The 1,660-nt window shown below is 67.3% G+C and carries 1 protein-coding gene and 1 pseudogene; both read right to left on the reverse strand.

Features of this window, described 5'->3' with window-relative positions; genetic code table 11:
- Nucleotides 1–878: alpha-amylase family glycosyl hydrolase (locus ACZ7L0_RS43925; protein WP_471248193.1), on the reverse strand; the 878-nt coding region annotated here is incomplete at its 3' end.
- Nucleotides 875–1,660 (reverse strand): annotated as a pseudogene (locus ACZ7L0_RS43930) (alpha-1,4-glucan--maltose-1-phosphate maltosyltransferase); the annotation flags it as partial. The pseudogene ACZ7L0_RS43930 and the gene ACZ7L0_RS43925, both read right to left, overlap by 4 nt.

Consider the following 1,660-nt stretch of genomic DNA (forward strand, 5'->3'; position numbering starts at 1 on the left):
CGGGGCATGACGGGGAAGTGGAAGGCCATGTGGCACTCGTCGCCGCCGCTGCCGTAGTCGCCGAAGTAGTCGACCACGTCCTCCGGCCACTGGTTGGCCTCCGCCAGCAACACGGTGTCCGGGTACATCGCGTCGATCTCGCGGCGCACCCGTCTGAGGAACTCGTGGGTCGCGGGCAGGTTCTCGCAGTTCGTCTCCTCGGCCGCGTAGAGGTAGGGCACCGCGTCCAGCCGGAATCCGTCGATGCCCAGGTCCAGCCAGAAGCGGAGGGCGGCCAGGATCTCCTCCTGCACGGCGGGGTTCTCGTAGTTGAGGTCCGGCTGGTGGGAGAAGAAGCGGTGGAAGTAGTACTGGCCGCGCACCGGGTCATGGGTCCAGTTGGAGGTCTCGGTGTCGACGAAGATGATCCGGGCGTCCGGGTACTGCTTGTCGTCGTCGGCCCACATGTAGAAATCCCCGTACGGCCCGTCGGGGTTCTTGCGCGACTCCTGGAACCACGGGTGCTGGTCGCTGGTGTGGTTCATGACGAAGTCGATGATCACGCGCATGCCGCGCTGGTGGGCGGCGTCGACGAACTCCACGAAGTCGGCGAGGTCACCGAAGTCGGGCAGCACGGCGGTGTAGTCGGCTACGTCGTAACCGCCGTCCCTGAGCGGTGACTTGAAGAAGGGCGGCAGCCACAGGCAGTCGACACCGAGCCACTGGAGGTAGTCGAGTTTGGCGGTGAGGCCCTTGAGGTCGCCGATGCCGTCGCCGTCGCTGTCCTGGAAGGAGCGGACGAGGACCTCGTAGAAGACGGCGCGCTTGAACCAGTCCGGGTCCCGGTCCTTGGCGGGTGTGTCCTCGAAGGTGTCCGGGACGGGGTCGTTGACAGTCATGACGCTCGGGGCCCTCCGATCCGGGGCGGGACGGACGATGGCCGGACATGGAGCACATGTGCCGGAGCCCGGCCGGGATCGAGACGCACATAGCTGGTCCGGCCCCAGTGGTAGGTCTCACCCGTCAGTTCGTCGTGCACGGACACGGTCGCCTGCGGGTCCAGGCCCAGTCGCGGCATGTCCAACGAGACCGTCGCCTCCTGGACGTGGTGAGGGTCGAGGTTGACGACCACCACGACCGTGTCCGAGCCGGCGCGCTTGCTGTAGGCGATCACGGCGTCGTTGTCGGTCGGGTGGAAGTGGAGGTTGCGCAGGCGCCGCAGGGCGGGGTGCCTGCGCCGGATGGCGTTGAGGGTGGAGATGAGGGGGGCGATGCTGCGGCCCTCGCGTTCGGCGGCGGCCCAGTCGCGGGGTTTGAGCTGGTACTTCTCGGAGTCGAGGTACTCCTCGCCGCCCGCCCGCTGGGGGGTGTTCTCGCACAGTTCGTATCCGCTGTAGATGCCCCAGGTGGGGGAGAGGGTCGCGGCGAGCACCGCGCGGATCTCGAAAGCGGGGCGTCCGCCGTGCTGGAGGTAGGCGTGCAGGATGTCGGGGGTGTTGGCGAAGAAGTTCGGCCGCATGTAGGCCGCCGCCTCCCCGCTGAGCTCCGTGAGGTACTCGGTGAGTTCCTGCTTGGTGTTGCGCCAAGTGAAGTACGTGTACGACTGCTGGAAGCCGATCTGGGCGAGGGTGTGCATCATCGCCGGCCGGGTGAACGCCTCCGCCAGGAAGATCACGTCCGG

The sequence above is a fragment of the Streptomyces sp. NPDC039424 genome (assembly GCF_055639495.1).